General features: G+C 74.7%; 19 protein-coding genes. 9 read left to right on the plus strand and 10 right to left on the minus strand.

Annotation, left to right across the window (positions count from 1 at the left end; all coding sequences use genetic code 11):
- Positions 1 to 51: 51 nt before the first annotated feature.
- The 5 genes from ACZ6AQ_RS15110 to ACZ6AQ_RS15130 form a co-directional block, all read right to left on the minus strand.
- Entirely contained in the window at positions 52 to 1,191 is a 1,140-nt protein-coding gene (locus tag ACZ6AQ_RS15110; RefSeq protein WP_468760204.1) for a sensor histidine kinase, read from the minus strand.
- A complete protein-coding gene (locus tag ACZ6AQ_RS15115) occupies positions 1,188 to 1,925 on the minus strand; it encodes a response regulator transcription factor (RefSeq protein ID WP_468760205.1) in 738 nt (245 codons plus the stop codon). Before ACZ6AQ_RS15115 ends, ACZ6AQ_RS15110 begins: the two co-directional genes overlap by 4 nt.
- Before the next feature lie 71 nt (positions 1,926 to 1,996).
- Positions 1,997 to 2,668, minus strand: coding sequence for a spermidine synthase family protein (locus ACZ6AQ_RS15120; RefSeq protein ID WP_468760206.1), 672 nt, complete (start codon positions 2,666 to 2,668; stop codon positions 1,997 to 1,999).
- Positions 2,669 to 2,994: 326 nt separating this feature from the next.
- Positions 2,995 to 3,546: a hypothetical protein gene (locus ACZ6AQ_RS15125; RefSeq protein WP_468760207.1), complete on the minus strand. Its 552-nt coding sequence runs from the start codon at positions 3,544 to 3,546 to the stop codon at positions 2,995 to 2,997.
- Positions 3,547 to 3,697: 151 nt separating this feature from the next.
- The gene (locus ACZ6AQ_RS15130; protein WP_468760208.1) at positions 3,698 to 4,336 is read right to left on the minus strand and encodes a GNAT family N-acetyltransferase; all 639 of its coding nucleotides are present in this window, start codon (positions 4,334 to 4,336) and stop codon (positions 3,698 to 3,700) included.
- A gap of 137 nt (positions 4,337 to 4,473) precedes the next feature.
- On the opposite strand from ACZ6AQ_RS15130, the gene lon reads away from it, so the two are divergent.
- Positions 4,474 to 6,885, plus strand: a complete 2,412-nt coding sequence (gene lon, locus ACZ6AQ_RS15135) for an endopeptidase La (RefSeq protein WP_468760209.1) — start codon at positions 4,474 to 4,476, stop codon at positions 6,883 to 6,885.
- Positions 6,886 to 7,025: 140 nt separating this feature from the next.
- Positions 7,026 to 7,622 (plus strand): DUF4240 domain-containing protein, encoded by a 597-nt coding sequence (locus ACZ6AQ_RS15140; protein WP_468760210.1) that lies wholly within the window; start codon positions 7,026 to 7,028, stop codon positions 7,620 to 7,622.
- 91 nt (positions 7,623 to 7,713) lie between these two features.
- Here ACZ6AQ_RS15140 and ACZ6AQ_RS15145 read toward each other — a convergent pair whose 3' ends face one another.
- Positions 7,714 to 8,544 carry a lysozyme gene (locus ACZ6AQ_RS15145; RefSeq protein WP_468760211.1) on the minus strand — a complete coding sequence of 277 codons (831 nt, stop codon included), beginning with the start codon at positions 8,542 to 8,544 and terminating at the stop codon, positions 7,714 to 7,716.
- A 257-nt stretch (positions 8,545 to 8,801) separates the two neighbouring features.
- Between ACZ6AQ_RS15145 and ACZ6AQ_RS15150 the strand changes: the two genes are divergently transcribed.
- Complete coding sequence (locus ACZ6AQ_RS15150) at positions 8,802 to 9,281, plus strand: MarR family winged helix-turn-helix transcriptional regulator (protein ID WP_468760212.1); 480 nt, start codon at positions 8,802 to 8,804, stop codon at positions 9,279 to 9,281.
- A gap of 204 nt (positions 9,282 to 9,485) precedes the next feature.
- Here ACZ6AQ_RS15150 and ACZ6AQ_RS15155 read toward each other — a convergent pair whose 3' ends face one another.
- On the minus strand, positions 9,486 to 10,292 hold the full coding sequence (locus ACZ6AQ_RS15155) for a protein phosphatase 2C domain-containing protein (RefSeq protein WP_468760213.1): 807 nt from the start codon (positions 10,290 to 10,292) through the stop codon (positions 9,486 to 9,488).
- A gap of 359 nt (positions 10,293 to 10,651) precedes the next feature.
- On the opposite strand from ACZ6AQ_RS15155, the gene ACZ6AQ_RS15160 reads away from it, so the two are divergent.
- The 6 genes from ACZ6AQ_RS15160 (at position 10,652) to ACZ6AQ_RS15185 (ending at position 17,173) form a co-directional block, all read left to right on the plus strand.
- Positions 10,652 to 13,693 carry a sensor histidine kinase gene (locus tag ACZ6AQ_RS15160; RefSeq protein WP_468760214.1) on the plus strand — a complete coding sequence of 1,014 codons (3,042 nt, stop codon included), beginning with the start codon at positions 10,652 to 10,654 and terminating at the stop codon, positions 13,691 to 13,693.
- Positions 13,690 to 14,181: a roadblock/LC7 domain-containing protein gene (locus ACZ6AQ_RS15165; RefSeq protein ID WP_468760215.1), complete on the plus strand. Its 492-nt coding sequence runs from the start codon at positions 13,690 to 13,692 to the stop codon at positions 14,179 to 14,181. The genes ACZ6AQ_RS15160 and ACZ6AQ_RS15165 overlap by 4 nt, the downstream gene beginning before the upstream one ends.
- A complete protein-coding gene (locus ACZ6AQ_RS15170; protein WP_388698113.1) occupies positions 14,178 to 14,609 on the plus strand; it encodes a DUF742 domain-containing protein in 432 nt (143 codons plus the stop codon). The genes ACZ6AQ_RS15165 and ACZ6AQ_RS15170 overlap by 4 nt, the downstream gene beginning before the upstream one ends.
- Positions 14,590 to 15,303 carry a GTP-binding protein gene (locus ACZ6AQ_RS15175; protein WP_468760216.1) on the plus strand — a complete coding sequence of 238 codons (714 nt, stop codon included), beginning with the start codon at positions 14,590 to 14,592 and terminating at the stop codon, positions 15,301 to 15,303. Before ACZ6AQ_RS15170 ends, ACZ6AQ_RS15175 begins: the two co-directional genes overlap by 20 nt.
- 27 nt (positions 15,304 to 15,330) lie before the next feature.
- Complete coding sequence (locus tag ACZ6AQ_RS15180; protein ID WP_468760217.1) at positions 15,331 to 16,566, plus strand: styrene monooxygenase/indole monooxygenase family protein; 1,236 nt, start codon at positions 15,331 to 15,333, stop codon at positions 16,564 to 16,566.
- A 79-nt stretch (positions 16,567 to 16,645) separates the two neighbouring features.
- The gene (locus tag ACZ6AQ_RS15185) at positions 16,646 to 17,173 is read left to right on the plus strand and encodes a DUF6584 family protein (RefSeq protein ID WP_468760218.1); all 528 of its coding nucleotides are present in this window, start codon (positions 16,646 to 16,648) and stop codon (positions 17,171 to 17,173) included.
- 15 nt (positions 17,174 to 17,188) lie between these two features.
- Here the strand turns inward: ACZ6AQ_RS15185 and ACZ6AQ_RS15190 are convergent, their stop codons facing one another.
- The 3 genes from ACZ6AQ_RS15190 to ACZ6AQ_RS15200 form a co-directional block, all read right to left on the minus strand.
- A complete protein-coding gene (locus ACZ6AQ_RS15190) occupies positions 17,189 to 18,616 on the minus strand; it encodes a C40 family peptidase (protein ID WP_468760219.1) in 1,428 nt (475 codons plus the stop codon).
- 74 nt (positions 18,617 to 18,690) lie between these two features.
- The gene (locus tag ACZ6AQ_RS15195; RefSeq protein WP_468760220.1) at positions 18,691 to 18,987 is read right to left on the minus strand and encodes a hypothetical protein; all 297 of its coding nucleotides are present in this window, start codon (positions 18,985 to 18,987) and stop codon (positions 18,691 to 18,693) included.
- A gap of 105 nt (positions 18,988 to 19,092) precedes the next feature.
- Complete coding sequence (locus ACZ6AQ_RS15200; RefSeq protein WP_468760221.1) at positions 19,093 to 19,815, minus strand: TetR/AcrR family transcriptional regulator; 723 nt, start codon at positions 19,813 to 19,815, stop codon at positions 19,093 to 19,095.
- Between the last annotated feature and the right edge of the window lie 173 nt (positions 19,816 to 19,988).

The following is a 19,988-nucleotide window of genomic DNA, read 5'->3' on the forward strand; positions in this document are numbered from 1 at the left end:
ACGTCCTGCCCACGTACACGCAGAACGTGCCCTTCCGGTTCGAACCCTACGTCAATCTCTCGGTGGTCGACTGCCCGGAAGAGTGACTCTGATGCGGCAGCCGCGTGATGATTCGGCCACACCGATCCCGCCGCCGTGCAGATCCACCGCCCAGCGCGCGATCGCGAGCCCGAGCCCCGTCCCGCCGTCGCTGCCGGGCCCCTGCCGGCGCGACGCCGAGCCCCGGTTGAACCGCTGGAAGACCTTGTGCCGCTCCGCCTCGGGGATGCCGGGGCCCTCGTCCTCGACCTCCAGCTCCAGCGAGTCCGGACACGGGCCGCGCCGGGCCCGCACCGTGACCCGGCCGTGCGGCGGCGAGTGCTTCACCGCGTTGTCGATCAGGTTCGCCATGACCTGGTGCAGCCGCTCCACGTCCGCGTGGGCGACCAGATCGGTCGGCGAGACGTCCAGGTGCAGGTGGACGTCGGTGCGGTTGTGCAGCCCGGAGGTGGACGACAGGCCGCGCTGGGAGGCGGCCAGGTTCGCCTCCCGCAGCACCCCCGACAGGTACGGCCAGACCTCGAAGCGGGTCGTCCGCAGGGCGACGACACCGTTGTCGAGGCGGGACAGGTCGAGCAGCGTCTCCACCAGGCGGCCCAGCCGTTCGGTCTGCTTCAGGGCCGACCGCATCGTCTCCGGATCGGCCTCGGACACGCCGTCCACGACGTTCTCCAGGACGGCCCGGAGCGCGGCGATCGGGGTCCGCAGCTCGTGCGAGACGTTGGCCACCAGCTCCTTGCGGTGCCGGTCCACGGCCTCCAGGTCGTCCGCCATGCGGTTGATGGTGGAGGCGAGGTCGCCCAGCTCGTCCCGGCGGTCGGCGCCCCGCACCCGGCGCGAGAGGTCGCCGCGCGAGATCGCGCCCGCCACCGTGTTCATCTCGTCCAGCGGCGCCGTCAGGGACTGGGCCACGAACTGGGTGATCAGCAGGGTCGCGATCATCGCGAAGACCGTGATGTAGCGGAACTCGGTGGAGGTGCGGATCGCCACCAGGGCGAGGCCGGAGGTCAGCAGGACCGCCCCGACGACCAGCGCGCCCAGCTTGGTCTTGATCGAGACCGTGATCCTGCGGACCCGCCGCCCGCCGCCCGGCTCCTCCGCCCGGTGCGACGCCCCCGCCCCTCTCGGCCCCTCCGGCCCGCGCCGGCTCACGGCGCCGGGGTCTCCAGCGCGTAACCGACGCCGTGGACCGTACGGATGCGCTCGGCCCCGATCTTCCGGCGCAGCGCCTTGATGTGGCTGTCCACGGTCCGGGTGCCCGACGCGTCCGCCCAGTCCCACACCTCGGCGAGCAGCTGCTCGCGGGAGAGGACCGCGCGGGGGGTGCTCGCCAGACAGACGAGGAGGTCGAACTCGGTCGGGGTCAGGTGCACGTCCTCCGTCCGGACCCTGACCCGCCGCTGGGCGTGGTCGATCTCCAGCTCGCCCAGGCGCAGGATGCCGCCGCGCGGGGCGACCGCCGCGAGCGCGGCCCGCTCGACCCGGCGCAGCAGCACGTGCACCCGGGCGGCCAGCTCGCGCATCGAGAACGGCTTGGTCATGTAGTCGTCCGCGCCGACCCCGAGCCCGACCAGCATGTCGGTCTCGTCGTCGCGGGCGGTCAGCATGAGGACGGGCACGGGCCGCCGCGCCTGGACCCTGCGGCACACCTCCAGGCCGTCGAAGCCGGGCAGCATCACGTCCAGGACCATCAGGTCGGGCTGCCAGCTCTCGGCCGCCTCCACGGCGGCCGGACCGTCGGTCGCGGTCTGGACGAGGAAGCCCTCGGCGCGCAGCCGGGCGGAGATCGCCTCCACGATCGTCGTGTCGTCCTCGACCACCAGGACGCGCCGCTGGGGCCCCGGAGTGGCCGCCGCACCGTGGTGAGTGGTGTGTGTCTGCTCCATTGCCCCGCCTCGCGTCGCCGATGTCGGTGAAGCAGCCTAGAGGTACCGGGGGCGTCCCGGCCATCCGGGCGTCAGGCGGGACGGACCGCGAGGTGGACCGCGTCCGGGACGCCCCGGGCAACGGGTACCTCTTCCGTCCGTACCCCGCTGAAACCGGCATTCCGCAAGGTTCCTTCGAAATCACCGGAGGGTCGCGCGGACCACACGGCGAGGATTCCGCCGGGGGCGAGGCGGGCCGCGCACACCGCCAACCCCTCGGCGGAGTACAGGGATCGGTTGTCCTCGGTCACCGTCCAGTCGGGGCCGTTGTCGATGTCCAGGCAGAGGGCGTCGTAGGTGTCGGTGGAGTGGTGGAGGTGGTCCACGAGGTCCGTGTGCAGGATCACGGTCCGGGGATCGGCGAGCGCGGCCCCGGAGATCGCGGCGAGCGGGCCCCGCCGGTGCCAGTCGATGACGGCCCCCTCGCGTTCGACGACCGTGATCCGGCCCCAGCGCGGGTCGGCGGTGGCGTGGGCGAGGGAGAAGCCGACGCCGAGGCCGCCGATGAGGACGGAGGCGCCGGCCCTGCGCTCCTCGGGCAGGGCGTCGAGGGCCGCGTCGATCAGGAGCCGCTCGGAGCGCCCGTCGGAGGTGTCCATCAGGAAGGTGCCGTTGGCGATGATCTCGTAGTGCTCGTCGCGGCGCCGCAGGACGACCTCTCCGTGGGGTCCTTCGCGGCGGTCGAGGGTCACGGGGCTGGGCATCGTCGGTCACTCCGCTCTCGTCGTCGGGCCGTCCCGCCGCCGTGGCGGACGGTCCGGGCCATCCTGGCCGGACACCCGCGACCGGACCAAACCCTTTGACGGGAACGGGTGGTGGAGGTCCGCGCCCCTTCCCCGCCGAGGCCCTCCCGGAGCCCCCCACCCGGGCCCGGGGCGGCGCCCCGCACCCCCGGGCCGGGCCCGTGCCGGACGCCTCGGAGGGGACGTCCCGGAGCGGAACGCGGGGAGCGGCCCCCGAGCCGTCGCACACGGACCCGGGGGCCGCTCACGTCCTCGCGGTCCCGCCCCTCACGAGGGGGTACCGCCGCTCACGGGCTCGTCGGCGGGCCGCCTCCCGGAAGGGCGGCGAAGACGCGCCGGAGGGCGGGCGGGCGTTCGCCGTCGTCCGCGACGACGAGGCGGTGGCGGTACGTCACCCGGTACTGGAAGCCGTCGGCGACCGGCCTGCCGGTCGGCCGCGCCGGGACGAGGGCGTACGCGGGGTCCTCCAGGGCCGCGCGCAGCTCGGCGGTCTCGGCGGGGGTCTGCCGGCCGGTCCGGGGCGGCTTGGTGCCGGACAGGACGGTCCAGCCGCCGTCCTGGCGCACGACGAGCCGGTTGCGCACGCCGGCGAAGCCGCCGGTGACGACCACCTCGACCAGGACCCGGCCCGGCCGGGGGTCGGACGGCGGGGCGCCCGGCTCCGTCGTGGCGCCGGGCGTGCCCGGGGTGTCCGGTGTTCCCGACGTGCCCGACGTGCCCGCCGGACCGGGCGAGCCCGGCCCGGGCGGGGACCCGGAGCCGCAGCCGGTCGCGCCGCCCACCAGGACCGCCGCCAGCAGCAGGGCCCCGCACCACGTTCCCCGTACGCCTCGTCTCATGGGAGGAGCATGCCCCCGGGCACGCCCGTCCGCAGCCGGAGCGCCCGGTTCCGCCCACCTGGCCGATCGGCCCGCCGGCCCGTTCGCACCCCGTCCGTCCGCCCGGACCGGCCCACCGGCCCGTTCGCGCTCCGCCCGTCCGGCCCTTCCCTCAGGCGCCCTCCTCCGTCCGGACGATTCCGGTGAGCGGCCCCCGGTACTCCCAGCCCAGCGAGCCGTAGAGTGCGCGGCCGTCGGTGGTCGCGGCCAGGACCCCGGTCCGGGCGCCCGCGCGGGCCGCGGCGGCCTCCAGGGTGCGCACGACGTACGCGCCGAGACCGCGGCGCCGGTGCGCCGGGTCCGTCTCGATCTGGTCGGCGACGGCGGTGGCACCCGTCGTGGCGATCTGGCCGCGGGCGGCGGTGGTGCCGTCCGGGGCGTGGACCCGGACCCGCAGGACGCCGGACGCGGCCTCGGCCGTCCGGGTGTACCCCCGGGGCGGCGGGGGAGGGGTGCCGGGGGCCAGCGGCTTGGTCATCATGAAGCCGGGGTCGTCGGGGACCGTCCATTCCCCGGTGATCCACGGCGCGACCTCCTCCGGTTCCGCCATCACCTTGAGCCAGCTGTACGGCTCGGTGAGCCGTGCGCAGAGCGCGCCGACGGTGGCCGCGTCGGGGCGGGGCAGGACGTGCCGCACGACGTGGCGGGGGAGGCCCACGTCGATCCGGTGGCCCCAGGGCTCGTCCACGGCGGGCGGAGTGTCCCGGGAGAGGGTCCACCCGGCCACCCACGCCGAAGTAATGGCTGGCATGTTCATTGGAGTATTACGCCGAGCGGGAGGGGTGATGCGCACCTCTGTTCGCTCGGAGCGAACGAAGCGCCGGGAACATCTCTGGACTCACGAGCATTGAGTCAGTACAGCTCAACTTCACTGCCGAAAGGGAGATCATGGCTTCTGAGTCCATGGCGTCCGTGCCGCTCACCCTGCCCGTGCTGCCGCTCGACGACGAGGTCGTGCTGCCCGGAATGGTGGTGCCGCTGGATCTGTCCGACAGCGAGGTCCGGGCCGCCGTCGAGGCCGCCCAGGCCGCCGCGCGTCCCGGGGAGGGGAAGCCGCGGGTGCTCCTCGTGCCCCGCGTCGACGGCACCTACGCCGGGACCGGCGTGCTCGGCACCGTCGAGCAGGTCGGACGCCTGTCGGACGGCGACCCCGGCGCGCTCGTGCGCGGCCGCGGCCGCGTCCGCATCGGTGCCGGTACGACCGGGCCCGGCGCCGCCCTGTGGGTCGAGGGGACCGTCGTCGAGGAGACCCTGCCCGACCCGCTGCCCGGCGCCGTGACCGAGCTGGTCAAGGAGTACAAGGCGCTGGCCACCAGCTGGCTCAAGAAGCGCGGTGCCTGGCAGGTCGTGGACCGGGTCCAGCAGATCGAGGGCGTCGGCGCCCTCGCCGACAACTCCGGGTACTCGCCCTTCCTCACCGTCGCGCAGCGGGTCGAGCTCCTGGAGACCGCCGACCCGGTCGCCCGTCTCCGCCTCGCCACCGCCCAGCTCCGCGAGCACCTCGCCGAGCAGGACGTCGCCGAGACCATCGCCAAGGACGTCCAGGAGGGCGTCGACAAGCAGCAGCGCGAGTTCCTGCTCCGCCGCCAGCTCGAAGCCGTCCGCAAGGAGCTGCGCGAACTCAACGGCGAGTCGGAGGGCGACGAGTCCGACGACTACCGCGCCCGCGTGGAGGCCGCCGACCTGCCCGGGAAGGTGCGGGAGGCCGCCCTCAAGGAGGTCGAGAAGCTGGAGCGGGCCAGCGACCAGTCCCCCGAGGGCTCGTGGATCCGCACCTGGCTCGACACCGTCCTCGAACTGCCCTGGAACGAGCGCACCGAGGACCGGTACGACATCAGGGGCGCCCGCGAGGTCCTGGACGCCGAGCACGCGGGCCTGGACGACGTGAAGGAGCGGATCACCGAGTACCTGGCGGTGCGCAAGCGGCGCGCCGAGCGCGGGCTCGGTGTGGTCGGCGGGCGCCGCGGCGGGGCCGTCCTGGCCCTCGTCGGTCCGCCCGGCGTCGGCAAGACCTCCCTCGGCGAGTCGGTCGCGCACGCGATGGGCCGCGAGTTCGTCCGCGTCGCCCTCGGCGGCGTGCGGGACGAGGCGGAGATCCGCGGCCACCGCCGCACCTACGTCGGCGCCCTGCCCGGCCGGATCGTCCGCGCCGTCAAGGAGGCCGGGTCCATGAACCCGGTGGTCCTCCTGGACGAGATCGACAAGGTGGGCTCCGACTTCCGCGGCGATCCCGCGGCGGCCCTCCTCGAAGTCCTCGACCCGGCGCAGAACCACACCTTCCGCGACCACTACCTGGAGGTCGAGCTCGACCTCTCCGACGTGGTCTTCCTGGCCACCGCGAACGTCCTGGAGTCCATTCCGGAGGCCCTGCTCGACCGGATGGAGCTGGTGAGGCTCGACGGCTACACCGAGGACGAGAAGATCGTCATCGCCCGCGACCACCTGCTGCCCCGGCAGCTGGAGCGGGCCGGTCTGGAGCCCGGCGAGGTCGTCCTCGAAGAGGCGTCCCTGCGGAAGCTGGCCGGCGAGTACACCCGTGAGGCGGGCGTCCGCACCCTGGAGCGGTCCATCTCCCGGCTGCTGCGGAAGGTCGCGGCCCAGCACGAACTGGGCAACCGCGCACTGCCGTTCACGATCCGTCCGGAGGACCTGCGGGAGCTGATCGGGCGTCCGCACCACGTCCCGGAGTCGGCACAGGACCCGGCGGAGCGCCGGACGTCCGTGCCGGGCGTCGCCACCGGGCTCGCGGTGACCGGCGCGGGCGGCGACGTCCTCTTCGTGGAGGCGTCCCTGGCCGACCCGGAGACCGGCGCCGCCGGCCTCACCCTCACCGGACAGCTGGGCGACGTGATGAAGGAGTCGGCGCAGATCGCGCTCTCCTTCCTCCGCTCGCACGGCGCGGAGCTGGAGCTGCCCGTCACCGGTCTCAAGGACCGGGGCGTGCACATCCACTTCCCGGCGGGCGCGGTCCCCAAGGACGGCCCGAGCGCGGGCATCACCATGACGACCGCCCTCGCCTCCCTGCTGAGCGGCCGGCTCGTCCGCACGGACGTGGCCATGACCGGCGAGGTCTCCCTCACCGGCCGGGTCCTCCCGATCGGCGGCGTGAAGCAGAAGCTGCTCGCCGCGCACCGGGCGGGCATCACGACGGTCGTGATCCCCAAGCGGAACGAGGCCGACCTGGACGACGTCCCGGCCGAGGTCCTGGAGAAGCTGGAGGTCCACCCGGTGACGGACGTCCGGCAGGTCCTGGAGATCGCCCTCGCCCCGGCGGAGGTGCCGGTGGGCGTGGCCGCCTGATCCCGGCCGCGGCCTTCCCGCCGCGCGTCCTTCCTCGCGGTGAGCGGGGTGTTCCCTCCGGGGGCACCCCGCTCCGGCGTGCCCGGGGCCGTTCCGGACACCGGTTCCCGGTGTCCGTCCGTGCTGTCATGCTCGTACCCATGAACGAAGACGCCTTCTGGGCCCTCATCGACGAGCTGAGCCGCCGCCCCGGTCACCGGGACGAGCGGCTGGACTGGCTGGAGGGGGAGCTGACGCGGCGCCCGGCCGCCGGGGCCGTGGCGTTCCAGGTGCGCCTGGAGAGGGCGTGCGACGCCGCCGGCACGCGTGCGGTGCGGGCCGCGGCGGACAGGATCGAGGGCGGCCTCTGCACCGACGACGGCTTCCACTACTTCACGCTCTGGCTGGTGGGCCAGGGCCGGAAGGTGTACGAGTCGGTGCTCGCCGACCCGGACGCGCTGGCCGACGTGCCCGGCGTGCGGGCCCTCGTGGGACGGCACCACCAGGAGTGGGGCGACGACGAGTGGCCCGAGTGGGAGGAGCTCGACTACGTCGCCCAGGACGCATACGACGAGCTGACCGGCCGGGCGGACGACGACGGGGAGGCGTTCCTCGACGCCGTCGAGGAGGCGGCCGGGATCGTCGACGAGGAGGAGGGGGAGGCGGAGGAGGACGAGGAGCGCGGGGCGTTCCGGCCGGAGGGACGGGCCCTGCCCCGGCTCACCGCCCTCTTCCCGCCCGGCCCGTCCGCCTCCTGAGGCGTGCCCGGCCGCGTTCCCGGGCCGGAAGGACGCGGTTCCGGGCCCGGGGAACGCCGCGCGGGCGCACGGCCCGCCGTACGGGAGGGGCTCAGCCGTTCGCGAGCGCCTGCACGCGCGAGAGGTCCCCGTTGAAGTGGTTGTGGTCGCCGACCGTCGGGCCGGACGAGGTGTACTGCCACATCGTGTAGTACAGCCACCCCGCCGGGAGTTCGCCCACCGTCGACGCGTACCGCGCGATCCACAGCGGGTTGGCCGCGGCGAAGCCGGAGTAGTTGCCGGTGCACTGGGTCCACCAGCTCGTCGCCGTGTAGATGACGGCGTCCCGTCCGGTGCGGGCCTTGTACCGGCCCAGGAAGTCGCGGATCCAGGCCACCATCCCGGCCTGGGTCTTGCCGTAGCAGGCCGCGCCGTACGGGTTCCACTCGATGTCGAGCACGCCCGGCAGGGTCTTGCCGTCCTTCGACCAGCCGCCGCCGTTGTTGACGAAGTAGTCGGCCTGGGCCGCGCCGGTCGTCGTGTCCGGGGTGGCGAAGTGGTACGAGCCCCGGATCATGCCGATGTTGTACGAGCCGTTGTACTGCTGTGTGAAGTAGGTGTTCTTGTAGTAGGTGCCCTCCGTCGCCTTGACGTAGGCCCACCGGACGCCGCTGTTCCACAGCGTGGACCAGGCGACGTTCCCCTGGTGGCCGGAGACGTCCACGCCCTCCGTCTGGACGGCCTGGACGGACGTGCCGGCGGGCGCGCCGTCGCGCCCGTCGTGTGCGAGGACGCCCATGCCCATGCTCGCGGTGCCGCGGGCGGGGACCCGCCGGGCGTCCGGGTCGGGGGCGGCTCCGGCGGAGCCCGCGAGGGGGGCGAGGAGGGCGAGTGCCGCGAGGGCGGCGCCGATGAGGGTCGTTCCGGATCTGTGCACACGCATCGCGTGCCTCCGAAAGGCTCGTGAGGAGACGGCAGGGGAGGACAAGTCCTGGTGTGGACATGTCATGGGGGGTGCCGGGAACGACGCTACGCACGTAGAACCGCTCGTGGAAGGGGAGCCGGTCACCGCCGTTGGTCTACGCCTGCGAAATACTGAAAGAGCTGCGGAAACGGCCGCGCCCGGAAGAAACTTTCAGCGGCCGGAAAGCGGCCGGTGCGGCGACGGCGCGCCCCAGATGACACGCGGAAGGTGCTGACGTGCGCGAAAGCGGAACGGGAAGTGAAGGCGGGCCCGGCCCGGCGGCCGTGGACCGGGAGTTCCTGGCCCTCGAACGCGAACTCGCGGTCTTCCTGCGCCGCGCCCGTGCCCAGTCGGGCGAGATGGCCCGTGAGGTCCACCCCGAACTGGAACCCGCCGCCTACGGCCTCTTCGTCCGCCTCGACGACGCCGGACCCCAGCGGGCCACCGAACTCGCCGGGTACTTCGGCGTCGGCAAGGCGACCATGAGCCGCCAGCTGCGCGCCCTCGAAGACCTCGGACTCGTCGCCCGCGACCCCGACCCCGCCGACGGCCGCGCCTCGCTCGTCCGCCTCACCGAGGAGGGCCGCAACCGCTTCCGCCGCGTCCGCGACGCCCGGCGCGAACGCTACGTCCGCAAGCTCGCGGACTGGGACCGCGCCGAGGTCGCCGAACTGGCCCGGCTCCTGAACCACTTCAACGTGCGCGCGGAGGGCTGAGGGCGGGACCGCGCGGACCGGTTCCTCCCCGGTTCCTCCCCGGCGCCGGCCCGCCGCCGGCCCCGGGCCGGAGGGCCCGGACCGCCGCCGCCCGCCCGCGCGCCGGGGGCTCCCCGTACGCCGCGGGTCCCCCTTCACGCCAAGGTCTCCCGTAGGCCGCGGGTCCCCCTCACGCCAAGGCCCCCCGTACGCCGCAGGTCCCCCTCACGCCAAGGTCCCCCCGTACGCCGCGAGTTCCACGTACGCCGCCGTCGCGTCGTCGTGCGTCTTCCGGCGCCGCACGCCGCCCGCCCGTGCCTCCTCGGCCTCCCGCTCCCGCACCCGGCGGAGCAGGCCGAGCGGGCCCTCCGTCCGCAGGACCCCGAAGCAGTCCGTCCAGTCGCCCTCGCCGAACAGGTCCACCCAGCGGCTCGCCCCGTCCGTGAGGGCCGCCAGGGCCCGCACTTTCGCGCGCGGGGTCGTCCCGGTCACCGCGCGGTCCGCGACCGCCGGATCGGCCGCCGCCGTGAAGAAACCGCCCTCCCGGTTCCGCAGCCGGTCCGTCGCCGTCACGGAGCGCAGCACCTCGGCCGGCACCCGGTCGAGCCGGTCGTCGAGCACCGCCCGCACCGTCCCGTCCGGCCGCTCCAGGAGGAGCACCGAATCGGAGAGGACGAGGTGCTCGACCACCGCCCCGTCCCAGCGGACCAGCACGACGGTTGCCTGAGGCGTCCTTGCGTGAGAAAGGTCACAGGCGCCCCCGTGGGCCTCCGCGGTGCGCCGGATTGCCCGCGAGAGGATCTCGGACAGGGGCACGTCGGGACGGGAAGCGGACAGTTCGGTCAAAGCCCCGCCGAGGCGGGCGGTGAACCACGGCACGGTGTGCACACAACCGTCATCGCCGGCGGGCGGCGTGACGCCGTCGAGCAGGACGAGCGTCCCCCCGGCCCCCGACGCGGGCAGGGCGGTGGCCACCCAGTCCTCGTTGGGGCGTTCGGGACCGCCGGGAAAGGAGGCGACGTCGCTGCGCATGGCGCCCAGTCTGCCCGCCCCGGCGCGCTCCTTCACAGAACCTGCGAATGACGGAAAATGGCCTGTACCAAAGGCGGGGGAGCGGTGTGCGGAGCGGAACGGAAGGTTCTGCGGACCTGCGGGCGGGCATCCTGCCAAAGGCCGCCCGGAAGATCCAACCGGGGGCCGCCGGAGGCCCCCGGGGACCGTCCGGAGGAGTTGTTCGCCAACTCGGGAGTGTTGTTCACTCGTTCGGGTGGCGGAGCGGCCGATGCCCGCCCCCTTCCCGAAAGCGCTGGAATGGTCGGAAGCCGTAACAGGGGTGGGGGCGCTCCATGTGACCGGCCGTCACCTCTGCTTTGTGGGTGGACGAGTCAAGAATGCGAGCACCGGTGCAGATGAAGCGGCCTCGGAGCAAGAACGGCGCGCAGGGCCGGATCCCCGGCACACCGCCGTCCCCGAACGGCGCCGCCGAGGCACCTGCGGGAGGCTCCGCCGAGCCCGCCGCCGGCCCTCCCGCGCCGCCCGCCGCGGCAGGACCCGCGGGCCGCTCCCAGCGCGTCCGCAACCGCCTCGTCGCCGGGGTCGCCCTCGTGGGCGTCGCCGTCCTCGCCGCCGGCGCCCCCGCGATCCTCACCGCCTCCGCCGAGCTGACCGACTCCCAGCGCCTGGTCACCCTCGCCGAACTCGACCGGCAGGCCGTCACCCTCGCCCACTCGCTCGCCGACGAGCGTGACGAGGTCGTCGCGTACATCGCCGCGGGCCGTGACGCCCAGACCGGCGAGACCAGGAAGAAGCGCCAGGTCACCAGCGTGCGCTCCACCCGGGTCGACCGGCAGATCGACGAGATCCGCCCCACCGCCTCCCCCGAGCTGCGCCGCGACCTCGCCGGGGTCCCCTCCCTGCGCCGTGCCGCCCTCACCGGCAAGGGCACCGCCCTGGAGGCCCACAAGGCGTACTCCGACGTCGTCGACAAGCTCCTGGCCCTCGCCGACGAGCTGGCCGACCGCACCCCGGCCCGCGCCGCCGGCACCACGCTCACCGGGGCCACCCGCGCCCCCGCCGCCCTCGGCCGCGCCGTCGAGCAGGCGTCCGCCACCCGCGGCCTGCTCGTCGCCGCCCTCTCCGTGCCGCAGCCCGCGCCCACCGGCGAGACCCGCTACGACCCCACCACCGGCACCGACGTCCCCGAGGAACCGGCGGGCGCGGCGGAGGCCGACCGGGCCCGCGACCGCCTCACCGCCGCGGCCCAGCAGGCGCGCGTCCGCGAACTCGCCGCCCTCGGCGACTTCGACCAGGCCGCCGGTTCCGCCGCCCGCGACTCCCTCGCCGGCACCGTCACCGGCCCCGACGTCAAGAACGCCGAACGGTCGCTCGCCTCCCTCACCGACCAGCCCCGGCTGACCAGCGCCGAGCGCAGGACCGACCCGGCCGCCCTGGAGGCCACCCTCTCCGCCCGCGTCGAGCAGATGCGCGGCGTCGAGTCCGCCCTCGCCGCCCAGCGGGTCGAACGCCTCGCCGCGCTCCGCGACGACGACGTCACCGCCCTGGAGCTGCGCCTCGCCCTCCTCGGCGGCTGCCTCCTCTTCGCCGTCGGCGTCTCCACCTACGTCGCCCGCTCCCTCACCCGGCCGCTCGCCGCGCTGCGCATCGGCGCCGCCCGGCTCGCCGCCGCCCCCGCGCCGCACACCGAGGAACCGGTCCGCTTCACCGGACGCAACGACGAGTTCGCCCAGACCGTCCGCTCCCTCAACACCCTGCACGCCCGGCTCTCGGACCTCGCCGCGCACACCGACCGCCTCGACGGCGAGCGGGCGGGCCTGGCCGCCGCCAAGGAGACCCTGGCCGCCGACCTCGCCGCCCAGCGCGCCGAACTCCAGGGCCGGGTCGCCCTCCTCACCGCCGACCTCGAACGGCTCCGCGACTCCGTCGGCCACACCTTCGTCAACCTCTCCCTGCGCAACCTCGGCCTGGTCGAGCGGCAGCTCGGCGTCATCGAGAAGCTGGAGGAGCGCGAGCAGGACCCGGACCGCCTCGGCACCCTCTTCAAGCTCGACCACATGGCGACCGTCATGCGCCGCCACAGCGAGAACCTCCTCGTCCTCGCCGGCCACGAGCACGTCCACGGCCACGCCGGGCCCGTCCCGCTGGTCGACGTGCTGCGCGCCGCCGTCAGCGAGATCGAGCGGTACGAGCGGGTCACCATCCAGTCCCTGCCGCCGCACACCCAGGTCGCCGGCTTCGCCGCGGACGACCTGAGCCACCTGATCGCGGAACTCCTGGAGAACGCGACCTCCTTCTCGCCGCCCGACGCCGAGGTCCAGCTCTCCGGCTGGCTCCTGGAGAGCGGCGAGGTGATGCTCTCCGTGCAGGACACGGGCATCGGCATGACCCCCGCCCGCGCCGCCGAGCTGAACGCGCGCCTGGCCGGGGCCGACCCGGAGGCGTTCGAGGGCGAAGGACTCGGCATGCGGGTCGTCTCCCTGCTCGCCGCCCGCCACGGCATCCGCGTCGAACTGCGCGAGCAGCAGCCGGGCGGCACGACGGCCGTCGTGGTCCTGCCGCCGTCCCTGCTGCCCACCGCACCGCCCGCGGCCGTCCCGGAGCCCGTACGGGCCGGGGGCACGGCTCCCGCGCTCCAGCTGCCCGGCTCGGTCGCGGAGGCCAACTCCAACACCCTGCCGTCCCGCACCCGTGACCCCCTCGTGGAAGCGGCGGAGCGGTCGCTCTCGGAGGCGGAGCGGGAGCGGACCCCGCAGCCCGCTCCGGAGGAGGCGCACGTCCCGGAGGAGGCACGCGCCCCGGAGGCCGCGCCCCGGAACCACTCCATCCCTCTCGGCGAGTCCCTCTCCGAGACCACCCTCCAGGTCCGGCTGCCCTCTCCGCCGCCGGAGCCGGACGCCCACGAGCGCGCGGCCGAGCGGGCCACCGCCCCCGAAGCCCCGGCGGCGGCCCGGCCCACCGGACCGCCGGCCGACGGCGCGCCGGTCCCGGCCCCGGCCGCCGACGGACCGGTCCCGGCCCCGGACCCGACCGCCGGCCGACCGGCCACCGACGCCCCGGAACCGGCCCCCGGCGGCCCGGCCCGGGACCAGCACGTCTCCGACCGGCCCGTTCCCGACCAGACCGCCCCCGACCAGGCCGTCCCCGGCCCGCGCCCCGCGCAGTGGGAGCGGGTCACCGACAAGGGCCTGCCCAAGCGCACCCCCCAGGTGGTGCGCCAGGCCGGTCCCGCCACCACCCCCCGCAAGGGCGGCGTGGACGCCGAGGCCCTGCGCCGCAGGCTCGGCGGCTTCCACCGGGGCGCGGAGGCCGGGCGCCGCGACGTCGAGGCGGAGGTGGGCACGGGACGGACGGAGAACGCACCACCCGCACGTACAGAGGAGAAGACGGGGGACACAGTCGAGGAGGCACGCAGTTGACCGCGACGGGAACGTTCGGACTGAGTACGGAAGCCCGCAACCTGCAATGGCTGCTGGGGAATCTGGTCGAGGAGGTGCCGGGGGTCCGGTCGGTGGCCGTCGTCTCCTCGGACGGCCTCATGCTGCTCTCGTCGGACCCGGCCACCGGGCAGGACGCCACGGCCGCGGAAGGCGCCGGCCGCTCCGGGGGGCCGCGCGGCTCCAGCGCCGACCTGGCCACCATCGTCTCCGGCATCGGCAGCCTCACCATCGGCGCCGCCCGCCTGATGGACGGCGGCGGCGTCAAGCAGACCATGGTGGCGATGGACGAGGGCAGCGTCTTCGTCATGTCGATCAGCGACGGCTCCCTGCTCGGCGTGCACGCCGAGCCCGACTGCGACATGAGCGTCGTGGCGTACCACATGGCGCTCTTCGTGGGCCGCGCCGGTCACGTCCTCACCCCCGAAGTCCGCAGCGAATTGCGCAAGTCGATGGAGAGCGCCCAGTGACGTCCGTTTCCTCGGTTTCCGCGGCCCGCTCCTCCTTCAAGCTGCCGGTACGGGGAGACGGTCGCCGCCCCGCGCGCGTGCGCCCCTACTCGCTGACCGGCGGCCGCACCCGCTTCGGCCACGTCCTGCTGGTCGAGACCTTCGTGGCGGCGCTCGAAGCGCCCGCCGCGCGCAAGGTCCTGACGGACGGCGGGCCCGGCGCCCGCGGTCTGATGCCGGAGATGCGGGCCATCGTCGAGATCTGCCGCCGGATGCGGACGGTCGCGGAGATCTCGGCGCTCCTGAAGATGCCTCTGGGGGTCGTCCGGGTCCTCCTCAGCGACCTGGCCGACCAGGGAAAGATCCGCGTGTACGGGACCGGTCACGACACCGGCCGGCCCGACCGCGCGCTCCTCGAAAGGGTGCTGAGTGGACTCCGTCGTCTCTGACGCCTCCGCCGTCTCCGAATCGCCGGCGGTCACCGGCGTCCCCGCGCAGCCCCGGGCCGCCCCGACCGGACGGACCGCCCCGGAGGCGCCCGTCCCCGACGCGGCCCCCGAGGACGGCGCGCAGGACTGGCAGCTCGACCACACCCGGGCCCCGATCGCGACCAAGATCGTGGTCGCGGGCGGCTTCGGCGTGGGCAAGACCACCTTCGTCCGCGCGGTCTCGGAGATCACCCCGCTCCAGACCGAGGCCCTGATGACCCGGGCGAGCGAGGACACCGACGACCTCACCGCCACACCGGACAAGCTCACCACCACGGTGGCGATGGACTTCGGCCGGATCACGCTCGACAGCGACCTGGTGCTCTACGTCTTCGGCACGCCGGGACAGCAGCGCTTCTGGTTCATGTGGGACGACCTGGTGCGCGGCGCGATCGGCGCGGTCGTGCTCGCCGACACCCGGCGGCTCACCGACTGCTTCCCGGCCCTCGACTACTTCGAGAGCTGCGGCCTCCCGTACGTCGTGGCGGTCAACCACTTCGAGGGCAGCGAACCGTTCGAGGCGGAGGACGTCAGGGAGGCGCTGACCGTGCCCCCGCACGTCCCCGTGGTGATCATGGACGCGCGCAAGCGCTACAGCGTCGTCGAGACCCTGCTCACCATGGTCGCGCACGCGCTCGAAGCCACCCCCGAGTAACCCCCCGTCACGCCAGGAGCACCACCCATGCGGAAGATACTCATAGTCGGGGCCGGACAGTCCGGCCTCCAGCTCGCCCTCGGCCTCCAGTCGCGGGGATACGAGGTCACCCTCATGTCGAACCGGACGGCGGACGAGGTCCGCTCCGGCCGGGTCATGTCCACCCAGTGCATGTTCGACACCGCCCTCCAGCACGAGCGGGACCTCGGGCTCAACTTCTGGGAGACCCAGGCCCCCCGGATCGAGGGCCTCGGCGTCTCCGTCGCCGCCCCCGACTCCACCCGCGCGATCGACTGGGTCGGCCGCCTCCGCGGGTTCGCCCAGTCCGTCGACCAGCGGGTGAAGATGGCCGGCTGGATGGAGACCTTCGCCCAGCGCGGCGGCCAGCTCGTCATCCACGGCGCGGCCGTCGGGGACCTCGACTACTTCTCCCGCAACTACGACCTGGTGCTCGTCGCGGCCGGCAAGGGCGAGCTGGTCTCCATGTTCGGGCGGGACGCCTCCCGTTCCCCGTACGCCGAGCCGCAGCGGGCGCTCGCCGTCGCGTACGTCCACGGCCTCGGGCCCCGCCCCGAGCACCCCGACTTCGACGCGGTCCGCTGCAACGTCGTCCCGGGCGTCGGCGAGCTGTTCGTCATGCCGACCCTGACGACCGGCGGCCGGGCCGACATCCTCTTCTGGGAGGGCGTCCCGGGCGGCCCGCTCGACGTCTTCAAGGGCGTCAAGGACCCCTCCGAGCACCTGGCGCTGACCCTGGAGCTGATGGAGCGGTTCACGCCGTGGGAGTACGCGCGCGCCACGAAGGTCGAACTGACCGACGCGGGCGGCACCCTCGCCGGCCGGTACGCGCCGACCGTCCGCAACCCGGTCGGCCGGCTCCCCGGCGGCGGCCTGGTCCTCGGCGTCGCGGACGTCGTGGTCGCCAACGACCCGGTCACCGGCCAGGGCTCCAACTCGGCCTCCAAGTGCGCGGCCGCGTACCTCGCCGCGATCGTCGAGCGCGGCGATGAGCCCTTCGACGAGGAGTGGATGCGCTCCGCCTTCGACCGTTACTGGCAGACGGCGCGGCACGTCACCAAGTGGACGAACGCGATGCTGGCCCCGCCGCCGGAGCACGTCCTGAACCTGCTCGGCGCGGCCGGACAGCTCCAGCCGGTCGCGGACCGCTTCGCCAACGGCTTCGACGACCCGTCCGACTTCGAGAACTTCTTCTTCGACCCGGAGAAGGCGGACGCGTACCTGGCGTCGGTCGCCGGGAGCTGACGGAGGAACGGACCGGGCCGCCGCCACGACCGCCGAAAACCGGTCGTGGCGGCGGCCCGTTCCGTTCGATCATGGGGGCATGTCCTTGTCGAACACCCTGGCCCGCGTGGACGCGGACCTGGCCGCCGGCCGTGTGCCGATGGCGCGTCAGCGCCTGCGCGGACTCGTCTCGTCCTTCCCGCACGATCTCGCCCTCCGCCGCCGCCTCGCCGAGGTGTACCGGCTGTACGGGGACGCGGCGGAGGCGGGACGCTGGGCGTACCTCGAAGAGGACCGGCGCGAGGACGAGACGGCGGCGTTCGAGGAGCGGTACGGATCTCCCGCGTGGCGGATGAAGGCCCTGGCGTGGCGCGGGCCCGAGGCGCTCGCCGCCACCGCGTTCGCCGAGGGGCAGCTCACGGCGGTGCGGACCGCCCGCTCCGAGGAGCTGGGGCACCCGGTCGACTGGGACGTGCCGGCCTCGTACGAGGAGCGGGAGGGCGAGTACTCCGAGCCGGAGACCGGCGGACGGACGCTGGCGGGCGTGCTCGTGGGCGGCGGCTGCGCCGTGGGGGTCCTCCTGAACCTGGCGATCTGGGTGATCGGTCTCGTCACCCTCGCCGGCTGACCGCCGGGGGCGCGTTCACCCCCGGTCGAAGCCCGCGTCCCCGCCGTCCTTCGCGCCCTCCGGCAGCTCGGGCGGGACGTACGAGGTCAGGGCAGTGCCGTCCGGGTCCGGACGTACGGCCCCGAGCAGCGGGTTCGCCGCGACGGGGGAGACCTTCACCTTCGCGCCGGGGCGCGGCGCCTGCACCACCAGGCCCCCGCCGAGGTAGAGCGCCACGTGCGTGGCGCCCGGGAAGTAGAGCACCAGGTCCCCGGGCCGCAGCTCCGGCAGCGGCACCCGGGGGAGCGTCGCCCACTGCTCCTGGCTGGTCCGGGGGATCTCCCGGCCCGCCGCCGCCCACGCCCGCTGCGTCAGCCCCGAGCAGTCGTACGCGTCCGGTCCCTCGGCCCCCCACTCGTACGGCTTGCCGAGCTGTTCCACCGCGAACCGCAGGGCCTCCGCGCCCGCCCGGGACGGGGTGCGGGGGCCGTCCAGGACCCCGGAGCCGAGCAGTTCGCGCTGCGCGCCTGCGGTCTGCGCGCGCTCCAGTTCGGTGAGCCGGGTGAGCTGTCCCCGCGAGAGTCCGGCCAGCAGCTTCTCGACCTCCGCCAGCCTCGTCCGCACCTCGTCGCGCCGGGTCCGCCGCTCGGCCGCGAGGCGCTGTTGCCGGCCGAGGGCCTCGCGGGAGGTTCCGGCGAGGGCGTCGGCCTGCTTGGCGGCCCCTTCGAGCCGGGAGACGACGGCGGCCCGGCTCCGTCCGGCGCGGGCCACCAGCCTTCCCCGGTCCAGGGCCGACCCGGGGTCCGGCGCGAAGAGCACCTCCAGGTACGAGGAGAGCTCCGTCCTCCCCCGGTACTGCTCCCGGGCGATCCGCCCGGCCTCGGCCCGGCCCCGGGCGAGGTCGGCCCGCGCGGCGGCGAGCCGGGCCGTGACCTTGCGGGTGTCCGAGGTCTGGCGCTTCAGCGCCTCCTCGGCGGCGTTGTACCGCTCGGTGGCCTCCTCCGCCTGCCGGTAGAGCGTGCGCAGCCGGGTGAGAAGGGTGGCGACCGAGGTGCCGCCGGAGGGCGGGAGCGCGGCGGCGTCGTCGGGGGGGAGCGCTTCGGTGGAACCTGCGGAACCTGCGGAACCTGCGGAACCTGCGGAACCTGCGGAACCTGCGGAACCGGCGGGGCGGGCCGGAGGGACCGGGTCGGTGGCGTCCGGGGCGTCCACCGCGGTGTCCGGGGCGTCCGCGGTGTCCGCCGGCTCCGTCGTGACCGGTGCTCCGGTGTCCTGGGGGGGTCCCGGGGCCGGGTCCACCGGTCCCACCGGTTCGAGCGCCGGGTCCGCCCAGGCGATCGGGGCCTCCATCGGAGGCTCCACGGGCGGGTCCACCGGCCGCCCGGCCGCCGGGGCCGTCCCCGCGAGCGCCGTCACCGCGGCGAGCGCTCCCGTACAGACCGTGCGCAGCAGCCTTCGTGACACGTCACCACCTCCAGGGGGATGATGACGGTTCATTCCATCCGATTAGCGTACGAACCGGGGCGCGTCCGGCGTCCTCACCCGGTCGGCCCCGTCCCTTCCGCCCCGCCGCCCGGCTTCGACCACGGCCACTTCAGCTCGCGCCGCTCGCGTCCTCCGGGGGCGTACACGTAGACCCAGCCGCGCCGGAGTCCGAGCCGCTTCGTGTGACCGGCGGGCTCGCGCAGGTAGGCGTACACCCTCGGCGGGTGTCCGTCGTGCGCCGGGACCGGGACCTCGTACCACTTCGGCGGGTGACCGGTCGGGCCGAGCAGGATCGGCAGGACCCGGCCGTCCAGGGGCCCGCCGCGGAAGGGGGTGTTCTCGCTTCTCACCCCTCCAGTCTCCCCCGCCGGACCGGTGCGCGGCGGCCGGACCCGGGGCGGCCCGTCCCGGGTCCGGCCTGTTCCGGGGCGGGGCCGGGCGTGCGGCGCCCCCGGTCACAGCAGGTGGGCCGCCTCGCCCACCACCGGAATCAGCCGGTGCGCCAGGGCCGCCACCGGTCCTCCGGGCCTCTCCTGGGCGAGGAGCCGTCCGACGACCCTCCTCGTCTCCTCGTCGCCCGCCCCCGTCACGGTGAGCAGGGCGACCAGGTGGTCCACCATCCAGTCGCGCAGCTCCGCCGCCGGCGGTCGCCTCCCCTCGCCGAGCCAGATGAGCGAGGCGGCCTCCACGGCGGCGATCCACGTCCGGACCAGCATGTCGAGCCGGAGGCCCGGCCGCTCCACCCCCAGATGGAGGAGGATCTGCTCGGCGGCGGCCCGCCGCACCTCGTCCACGATCGCGGAGGTCTGCGGGGTCTCCACCACGCTGCCGCCGCGCAGCAGGGCGCTGAACCCGGCGTCGTGCCCCTCCACGAAGAACAGGTACCGGTCGAGCACCCGGCCGAGCCGCTCCATCGGCGGCCCGGCGAGCGGTTCGGCGAAGCAGCGGTTCAGGGCTTCGGCGGAGGAGCGCAGGGCGGCCTCGTACAACTGCTGCTTCCCGCCGGGGAAGTAGCGGTAGACGAGCGGCCGCGAGACGCCGGCCGCCCCGGCGACGTCGTCCAGGGAGACGTCCTCCGGCGTCCGGTGGGCGAAGAGCCCCAGGGCCGCTTCGATGAGCTGACCGCGCCGCTGCTCGACGCTGAGCCTGCGGTACGCGGGGGTGGCGGGGCTCGTCATGCCCGCAGCGTAACGGCGGATCGTCCGGCGGTGTGCCCCGTGCGCGGGTTCCGGTCGTATCGGGCCGAGAACCGCCGCACCCTCCGCCCTTACCCTGGGTAACCGCACGTCGGAACAGGTGTGACACCAGTCGGCAAACACCCGTGCGCGACCTGTTGACGGACCGTCACCTC

The sequence above is a fragment of the Streptomyces sp. NPDC041191 genome, from assembly GCF_055591945.1.